This window comes from Streptomyces sp. NPDC032472, assembly GCF_040636955.1.
In the GTDB taxonomy this organism is placed as follows: domain Bacteria; phylum Actinomycetota; class Actinomycetes; order Streptomycetales; family Streptomycetaceae; genus Streptomyces.
Genome location: NZ_JBEZVK010000126.1, coordinates 1 through 9770 on the forward strand (window position 1 = coordinate 1; position 9770 = coordinate 9770).

1 protein-coding gene is annotated in these 9770 nt (G+C 74.5%); it reads left to right on the forward strand.

The features are described from left to right. On the forward strand, window positions 1–9770 hold a 9770-nt coding region (locus AB0F11_RS36205), incomplete at both ends, for an SDR family NAD(P)-dependent oxidoreductase (protein ID WP_362183517.1).

Below are 9770 nucleotides of genomic sequence, written 5' to 3' on the forward strand. Positions count from 1 at the left end.
CTGGGTCGACCACATCCGTCACGCGGTCCGTTTCGCCGACGGCATCCGCACCCTGCGCCGCGAAGGCATCACCACCTACCTGGAGATCGGCCCCGACGCCGTCCTCACCCCGGCCGTCGCCGCAACCCTGGGCGACGACGAGCGGGTGCGGGTGCTCGCGGCCCTGCGGCGCCAGGCCGCCGACGAGAGCGTGTCGGTGCTCTCCGCACTGGCCGACGCCCACGCGTGCGGCGCGCTGACCGTCGACTGGCAGGCCCTGCACGGCCCCGCCCCGGCGAACCCGCTCGCCCTGCCGACCTATGCCTTCCAGGGCGAGCGGTACTGGCTGGAGCAGGCCGCCACCACCGGTGACCTGGGCCGGCTCGGCCTGGACGGCGACGGAAGCCACCCGCTGCTGGCCGCCGCCGTCGAACTGGGCGACGAGCAGGGCCTGCTGCTGACCGGCCGGCTCTCGCTGCGCACGCACCCGTGGCTCGCCGACCACGCGGTCGGCGGGCAGGTGCTGCTGCCGGGCACCGCCTTCGTGGAACTGGCGCTGCACGCGGGGGACCGGTCCGGCTGCGGAGTACTGGACGAACTCACCCTCGAAGCACCGCTGTTCCTGCCCGAGCAGGGTTCCGTACAGCTCCAGGTGTCCGTGAAGGCACCGGAGGCCGATGGCCGGCGCGCGGTGACCGTGCTGTCCCGCCCGCACCGCGGCCCGGGCACGAGCGGCGTCGACGCGCCGTGGACGCGGCACGCGTCGGGGGTGCTCGCCGAGGAACCCGTCGGCTCCGCGGCCGCACCGGCAGCCGGGGCCGAAGCCGGTGCCTGGCCGGTTCGGGGTGCCGAGGCCGTGCCCTTGGACGACGCATACGCGGTGCTGGCAGGCCTGGGATACGGCTACGGCCCGGTGTTCCAGGGCCTGACCGGCCTGTGGCGGCGGGGCGACGAGCTGTTCGCCGAGGTCCGGCTGCCCTCGGAGGCCTCGGGCGCCGCCGATTCCTTCGGCCTGCACCCGGCGCTGCTGGACGCGGCCCTGCACCCGTTCGTCCTGGCGGACGCCACGACGGCGGGAGCCGGCGCGGCGCCCAGGATCCCGTTCTCCTTCTCCGGTGTACGGCTGCACGCGGTCGGCGCGGACGCGCTGCGCGTGCGGATCTCCCCGACCGGTGACAGCACCGCCGCCCTGACGCTCACCGACGGTACGGGCGCGCCGGTGGCCGAGATCGCCGAGCTGATGGTCCGGCCGCTGGCCACGGGAGCCCGGGCCGACAGCGGGACCGGCCTGCTGGCCCTGGAATGGGTACCGCTGCCGCTCGACGCGGCAGCCGGCGAGGCACCGGCCGGCCTGGCGGAGTACGAGGTGACCACCGGGCAGTCGGTCCACGCGACCACCGCCGCGGCGCTGGCCCGGATCCAGGAGAGGCTCGCGGAGGACGAAGAGGGTGTCCTGATCGTCCGCACCCGGAACGTGACCGGTGACCTGGCGGGCGCGGCCGTGCAGGGGCTCGTACGCTCCGCGCAGGCCGAGCACCCCGGCCGGTTCGTGCTACTGGACACCGATGGCACGGACGTTCCGGCGGCGGCAGTGGCCGCCGCCGTGGCGGCCGGCGAGACGCAGCTGGCCGTGCGCAACGGGGAGCTCTCCGCGGCCCGGCTCGTTCCGGTGGCGGCGGAGGCTTCCGGCGCGGGGGACCGTGCGGTCTTCCGGGCCGGGGGCACGGTGCTGATCACGGGTGGTACCGGGGCGCTGGGTGCCTTGTTCGCGCGGCATCTGGTGACCGAGTACGGCGTGGGGCGCTTGCTGCTGGTTTCGCGCAGTGGTGCGGCTGCGCCCGGGGCGGGGGAGCTGGTTGCGGAGCTGGGTGCGCTGGGTGCGCAGGTCACGGTCGCGGCGTGTGACACAGGCGACCGGGAGGCGCTGCAGGCGCTGCTGGCGGAGATCCCGGCCGCGCATCCGCTCAGCGCTGTGGTGCATACGGCTGGTGTGCTGGACGACGGCACGCTGGAGTCCTTGACCGAGGAGCGGCTGGCGCGCGTACTGGCTCCCAAGGCCGATGCGGCCCGGCACCTCCACGAGCTCACCCGGGACCTGGACCTCGACGCGTTCGTCCTCTTTTCCTCCGTGGCGGGTACCTTCGGCACGGCCGGACAGGCCAACTACGCCGCCGCCAACGCCTGCCTCGACGCGCTCGCCCGGCTCCGGCACGCCGCCGGACTCCCCGCGACCTCGCTGGCCTGGGGCCTGTGGGCCGAGGCCGGCGGGATGACCGGCGAGCTGGTAGACGCCGACCTGGTCCGGATGCGCCGGGCAGGCATCGCCCCGCTGCCGAACGCCGAAGGACTGGCCTTCTTCGACGAGGCCCTCGCCGGGACGGCTCCTGCCGTGGTCGCGGCCCGCCTCGACCTGGACCAGCTGCGCGGGCGGGCCGCGAACGGCACACTGCCCCCCCTGTTCCGCCGACTGGTCCGCGTTCCGGCCCGCCGACGGGCCGCCGCCGGCCAGGCTGCCGCAGGATCCTGGGCCGAGCGGCTGCGCACCCTGCCCGCCGCCGAGCGCGAGCAGGCCGCGTTGGCCCTCGTCCGGGCACAGGCCGCGACCGTGCTCGGCCACCCCGGCCCCCAGGCGGTGCCGACCGACCGGGCGTTCAGCGAGCTGGGCTTCGACTCGCTGACGGCCGTGGACCTCCGCAACCGGCTGAACCAGGCCACCGGGCTCAAGCTGCCGTCCTCGCTGCTGTTCGACTTCCCGACCGCCAGCGTGCTGGCCGCCCACCTGCTCGCCGAGGCGGTCGGCGCCGACGAGGACGGCTCCGGGGCCCCGGTCACGGACTCCGCCGCTTCCGCCGTCGCCTCCGACGAGCCGATCGCGATCGTCGGCATCGGCTGCCGCTACCCGGGCGGGGTCACCGACCCGGAGGGGCTGTGGCGGCTGGTGGCGGAGGGCCGCGACGCCATCTCCGGCTTCCCGGAGAACCGTGGCTGGGACCTGGAGTCCCTCTACGATCCCGACCCCACCCGGCGGGGCACCTCGTACACGCGGCACGGCGGTTTCCTCCACGAGGCGGACCGGTTCGACGCGGAGTTCTTCGGGATCAGTCCGCGTGAGGCGCTGGCGACGGATCCGCAGCAGCGGTTGCTGCTGGAGACGGCGTGGGAGGCGTTCGAACGGGCGGGCATCGACCCGGCGACCCTGCGCGGCAGCCGCACCGGCGTCTTCGCGGGCGTCATGTACAACGACTACGCCTCGCGGCTCCAGCCGGCGCCCGAGGGGTACGAGGGCCTGCTGCTCGCCGGGAACACCGGCAGCGTGGTCTCGGGCCGGGTGGCCTACACCTTCGGGTTGGAGGGGCCCGCGGTCAGTGTGGACACGGCGTGTTCCTCGTCGCTGGTGGCCATGCACCTGGCCGCCCAGGCCCTGCGCCAGGGCGAATGCTCCCTCGCACTGGCCGGTGGCGTGGCGATCATGTCCACCCCCAACACCTTCATCGAGTTCAGCCGGCAGCGGGGGCTGTCGGAGGACGGGCGGTGCAAGGCCTTCTCCGACGATGCCGATGGCACCGGCTGGGGTGAGGGTGCGGGTCTGCTGCTGCTGGAACGGCTGTCGGATGCGCGGCGCAACGGGCACCAGGTGCTCGCGGTCATGCGGGGCAGTGCGGTGAACCAGGATGGCGCGAGCAATGGTTTGACGGCGCCGAATGGTCCTTCGCAGCAGCGGGTGATCCGGCAGGCTCTGGCTTCGGCGGGTCTGACCGGTGCTGATGTGGATGTGGTGGAGGCGCACGGTACGGGTACGCGGTTGGGTGACCCGATCGAGGCGCAGGCGCTGTTGGCCACCTACGGCCAGGAGCACAGCGACGAGGCGCCGTTGTGGTTGGGTTCGGTGAAGTCGAACATCGGTCACACGCAGGCTGCGGCGGGTGCTGCGGGTGTGATCAAGATGGTGATGGCGATGCGGAACCGCACGCTGCCCGCGACCCTGCACGCCGACGTGCCGTCGACCCGGGTGGACTGGGAGGCGGGCGCGGTGAGCCTGCTGACCGAGGCACGCCCGTGGGAGCCGGGTGGCCGTCCGCGCCGGGCTGCCGTGTCCTCGTTCGGCATCAGCGGTACCAACGCACACGTCATCCTCGAAGAACCCGAACTCGAAACCGATTCGGCACCGGTGACCGAGGCGCAGCCCCAGGCCGACCGCCCGCTGCCCCCGCTGGTGCTGTCCGCCCGCGCCGAGCAGCCGCTGTCCGAACTGGCCGCCCGGCTGCGCGACCTGCTCGCGGCGGAAGCCCCCCACCCCGTCGACGCGGCGGACGTGGCCTGGGCCCTGCACACCACCCGGACCGTCTTCGACCAGCGGGCCGTCGTGACCGCCCCTGACCGCGACGCCGTACGGGAGGCCCTGGCCGCCCTCGCCGAAGGCCGCCCCGACCCGCGCGTGGTCACCGGCGCAGCCGCCCCCGGCGGACTCGGCGGAACCGTGTTCGTCTTCCCCGGCCAGGGCTCGCAGTGGGTGGGCATGGCCCTCGAACTCCTGGAGACCGCCCCGGTCTTCCGGGCCCGCATGGCCGAATGTGCGGCCGCGCTCGCCGAGTTCACCGACTGGTCGCTGTTCGACGTGCTGCGTGGCGCGCCCGGCGCCCCCGGCTACGACCGGGTCGACGTCGTGCAGCCCGTGCTGTTCGCCGTCATGGTGTCGCTGGCTGCGCTCTGGGAGTCGTACGGTGTCCGCCCGGCCGCCGTGGTCGGGCACTCGCAGGGCGAGATCGCGGCGGCCGCCGTCGCCGGCGCGCTCACCCTCCAGGACGCGGCCCGCGTGGTCGCCCTGCGCAGCCGCGCCCTCGCCGCGCTCGCCGGCACCGGCGGAATGGTCTCCGTACCGCTGCCGTACGAGGAGACCGAGCAGCGGATCACGGCCTGGCCGGGCCGGCTCTCGGTCGCCACGGTCAACGGGCCCGCCTCGTGCGTGGTCTCCGGTGACCCGGAGGCGCTGGAGGACCTCCTCGACGCCTGCGCCGCCGAGGAGGTCCGGGCCCGCCGGATTCCGGTGGACTACGCCTCCCACTCCGCGCACGTCGAGGCGATCGAGGAGGAACTCCTCGGTCTGCTCGCACCCGTCGCACCCCGCGAGGCACGCATACCCTTCTACTCCGCCGTCACTGGCGACCTGCTGGACACCCGGCAGCTCGACGCCGCGTACTGGTACCGCAACCTGCGGGCGACCGTGCGCTTCGACCTCGCCACCCGGGCCCTGCTGGACCAGGGGCACGGAGCGTTCGTCGAGGTCAGCGCCCACCCCGTGCTGACCGCAGCAGTGCAGGAGTCGATCGCCGCAGCCGCCGACGAGCGGCCCGGCACGCCCGGAGCCGAGGCGGTGGCCCTGGGCACCCTGCGGCGGGACGAGGGCGGACTGGAGCGCTTCCACGCCTCCGTGGCCGCCGGCCACACGGCAGGGCTGGCGGTGGACTGGACACCCGCCTTCGCCTCCGCCGCGGAGACCGGCCCGGGTGAGCGTCGCCCGTACCGGCACGTCGAGCTGCCCACCTACCCCTTCCAGCACGTCTCGTACTGGCTGGAGGGCGCGGCCCGCACCGGCGACATGAACACCGCCGGACTGCGCCCCGCCGCGCACCCGCTGCTCGGCGCGGCCGTCGAACTCGGCGACGGCGGCGGCCTGCTGCTCACCGGCCGGCTCTCCCTGCGCACGCACCCGTGGCTCGCCGACCACGCCGTCAGCGGCACCGTGCTGCTGCCCGGCACCGCCTTCGCCGAACTGGCCCTGCGGGCGGGGCGCGACGCGGACTGTCCGCACCTGGAGGAACTCACCGTCCACGCACCCATGGTGTTCGCCGAGGGCGCCGCGCTGCGCCTGCAGGTCTCGGTCGGCGAACCGGACGCGAAGGGCCGCCGCGACGTGGCCGTGCTGTCCCGGGCGGACGACGAGGATCCGCACGGCACGTGGACCCGGCACGCCAGCGGCACGCTGAGCTCCGGCCAGGACTCCACGTCATCCGGCCCCGCCGGCTCCGCCGACCCGCTGCCGGCCGCATGGCCGCCGCCGGGCGCGGTCCCCGTGGACCTGGACGGTGCCTACGAGCAGCTCGCTGCCCAGGGGTACGAGTACGGGCCCGTCTTCCAGGGCCTGCGCGCCCTGTGGCAGCTCGACGGCGAGGTGTACGCGGAGGTGGCCCTCGCCGCCGGCGAGAGCGCGGACGCGAGTGCGTTCGGGCTGCACCCGGCGCTGCTGGACGCGGCCCTGCACCCGGTGGTGCTCGGGGCGCTCGGCGAGGTCGAGGAGGGTGCCCTGCCCTTCTCGTGGAGCGGGGTCACCCTGAACGCGGAGGGCGCCACCGCCCTGCGGGTCCGGCTGCGCTCGGCCGGCCGCAACGAGATCTCCGTCTCCGTCGCCGACGTACTCGGCGGCGAGGTGGCGGAGGTTGCCTCGCTGAGCCTGCGCCCCGTGGACAAGCAGCGGTTGCGGACCGCCGGGGCCCGGCGGGTGCCGCTGCTGCGGGTGGAGTGGCAGCCGTACGACCCGCCGTCCGGCGGGGGCGGCGCCGTCGACCTGTTCGAGCCGGCGACCGGGGACGAGCCCGTCGGCGCGGTGCTGGCGCAGGTGCTGGCGGCACTCCAGGCGCGTGTGGCCGGCGAGGTCGCCGAGCCGCTCGTCGTGGTGACGCGACAGGCGGTGGCCGTGTCCGGGGCCGGTGCCGGGCGACCGGATCCGGTGGCGGCGGCCGTCTGGGGGCTGGTGCGTTCGGCGCAGACCGAGCACCCCGGCCGGTTCGTCCTGCTGGACCTGGAGGAGGGCGCGTCCGTGCCCGAGCTGCCGGAGGCCCCCACCGAGCCGCAGAGCGCGGTCCGGGACGGGCGCTGGTTCCTGCCCCGGCTCGTTCCGGTGGCGGCGGAGGATCCGGGTGTGGGGGACCGTGCGGTCTTCCGGGCCGGGGGCACGGTGCTGATCACGGGTGGTACCGGGCTGCTGGGTGCCTTGTTCGCGCGGCATCTGGTGACCGAGTACGGCGTGGGGCGCTTGCTGCTGGTTTCGCGCAGTGGTGCGGCTGCGCCCGGCGCGGGGGAGCTGGTTGCGGAGCTGGGTGCGCTGGGTGCGCAGGTCACGGTCGCGGCGTGTGACACCGCCGACCGGGGGGCTCTGCAGGCGCTGCTGGCGGAGATCCCGGCCGCGCATCCCCTCACGGCTGTGGTGCATACGGCTGGTGTGCTGGACGACGGCACGCTGGAGTCCTTGACCGAGGAGCGGCTGGCGCGCGTACTGGCTCCCAAGGCCGATGCGGCCCGGCACCTGCACGAGCTCACCGGGGAGCTGGACCTGGACGCGTTCGTCCTGTTCTCCTCGCTCGCGGGAACGCTCGGCACGGCGGGGCAGGGCAACTACGCCGCCGCCAACGCCTACCTCGACGCACTCGCGGCCGGACGGCGAGCGGACGGGCTTCCCGCGACCTCGCTGGCGTGGGGCCTGTGGGCCGAGGCCAGCGGGATGACCGGCAAGCTCACCGGCTCCGACCTGGCCCGACTGGGCCGCTCCGGCGTCGCACCGCTGGCCGCCGCCGAAGGCCTGGCGCTCTTCGACGAGGCCCTCGCCGGGACGGCTCCTGCCGTGGTCGCGGCCCGCCTCGACCTGGCCGCCCTGGCCCGGAGCAGCGCACCCGTGCCGGTACTCCTGCGGGGTCTCGTACGGCCCGTGGCCCGTCGGGCGGCGGCGGCCGGATCCGCAGCCGACAGCTCCGGCGGGGGACTGGCCGACCGGCTGCGGACCTTGTCGGCCGCGGACCGGCAGCGGCTGCTGACCGAACTGGTCGGCGCCCAGGCGGCGGCCGTACTCGGCCACGCCGACCCGCGCGCCGTGCCGGTGGACCGCCCGTTCATCGAGCTGGGCTTCGACTCGCTGACGGCCGTGGAACTCCGCAACCGGCTGAACCAGGCCACCGGACTCAAACTGCCCGCCTCGCTGGTCTTCGACCACCCGACGGTGAGCGTGCTCGCCGCGCACCTCGCCGGTGAACTCCTCGGCGGTGAAGCGGCCGACACCACCGTGGGCGCCGACCTCGCAGGCGCGGGCGCCGCCGCCGGCATCCCCGCCGACGAGCCGATCGCGATCGTCGGCATCGGTTGCCGCTTCCCGGGCGGGGTCACCGACCCGGAGGGGCTGTGGCGGCTGGTGGCGGAGGGCCGCGACGTCATCGGGGACTTCCCCGAGGACCGCGACTGGGACCTTGCCGCGTTGCGCGACCCGGATCCGGAGCGCAGCGGCACGTCCTTCACGCGGCACGGTGGGTTCCTGTACGACGCGGACCGGTTCGACGCGGAGTTCTTCGGGATCAGTCCGCGTGAGGCGCTGGCGACGGATCCGCAGCAGCGGTTGCTGCTGGAGACGGCGTGGGAGGCGTTCGAGCGGGCCGGTATCGACCCGGCGAGCCTGCGCGGCAGCCGGACCGGCGTCTTCGCGGGCGTCATGTACAACGACTACGCCTCGCGGATCACTCGGGCACCGAAGGAGCTGGAGGGCTACCTGGTCAACGGCAGTTCCAACAGTGTGGCCTCGGGCCGTGTGGCTTACACCTTCGGTCTGGAGGGGCCGGCGGTCAGTGTGGACACGGCGTGTTCCTCGTCGCTGGTGGCCATGCACCTGGCTGCCCAGGCTCTGCGCCAGGGCGAGTGCTCCCTCGCATTGGCCGGCGGTGTGACCGTGATGTCGACTCCCACGACCTTCGTGGAGTTCAGTCGACAGCGGGGGCTGTCGGAGGACGGGCGGTGCAAGGCCTTCTCCGATGATGCCGACGGGACCGGGTTCGGCGAGGGCGTGGGTCTGCTGCTGTTGGAGCGCTTGTCGGATGCGCGGCGCAACGGGCACCAGGTGCTCGCGGTCATGCGCGGCAGTGCGGTGAACCAGGACGGGGCGAGCAATGGTTTGACGGCGCCGAACGGTCCTTCGCAGCAGCGGGTGATCCGGCAGGCTCTGGCTTCGGCGGGTCTGACCGGTGCTGATGTGGATGTGGTGGAGGCGCACGGTACGGGTACGCGGTTGGGTGACCCGATCGAGGCGCAGGCGCTGTTGGCCACCTACGGCCAGGAGCACAGCGACGAGGCGCCGTTGTGGTTGGGTTCGGTGAAGTCGAACATCGGTCACACGCAGGCCGCGGCGGGTGCTGCGGGTGTGATCAAGATGGTGATGGCGATGCGGAACCGCACGCTGCCCGCGACCCTGCACGCCGACGTGCCCTCGACCCGGGTGGACTGGGAGGCGGGCGCGGTGAGCCTGCTGACCGAGGCACGCCCGTGGGAGCCGGGTGGCCGTCCGCGCCGGGCTGCCGTGTCCTCGTTCGGCATCAGCGGTACCAACGCACACGTCATCCTCGAAGAACCCGAAACCGGGTCCGACCCGTCGCCGCGTACGGCGGACGGGGCCGGCAGCGGGCAGCCGGTGCCGTGGGTGCTCTCCGCACCGACCGCCAACGGCCTGCGGGCCCAGGCTGCGGCCCTGGCGGCGCATGTCGAGGCTTTCCCGGAGGAGTCCGGGGCGGCCGCGACCGGCCTGGCCCTGGCGACCGGCCGTACCGCCTTCGGCCACCGTGCTGCGGTCGTCGGCACCGACCGTGAGGACTTCCTGACCGGGCTGCGGGCCCTGGCCGAAGGCCGTGCGGTGCCGTCCCTGGTCCAGGGGCGGCCGGCGGCCGGGGCCCGGCTCGCCGCGGTCTTCTCCGGTCAGGGGTCTCAGCGGGTGGGGATGGGTCGTGAGTTGTATGCGGCTCAGCCGGCGTTCGCTGCGGCTTTCG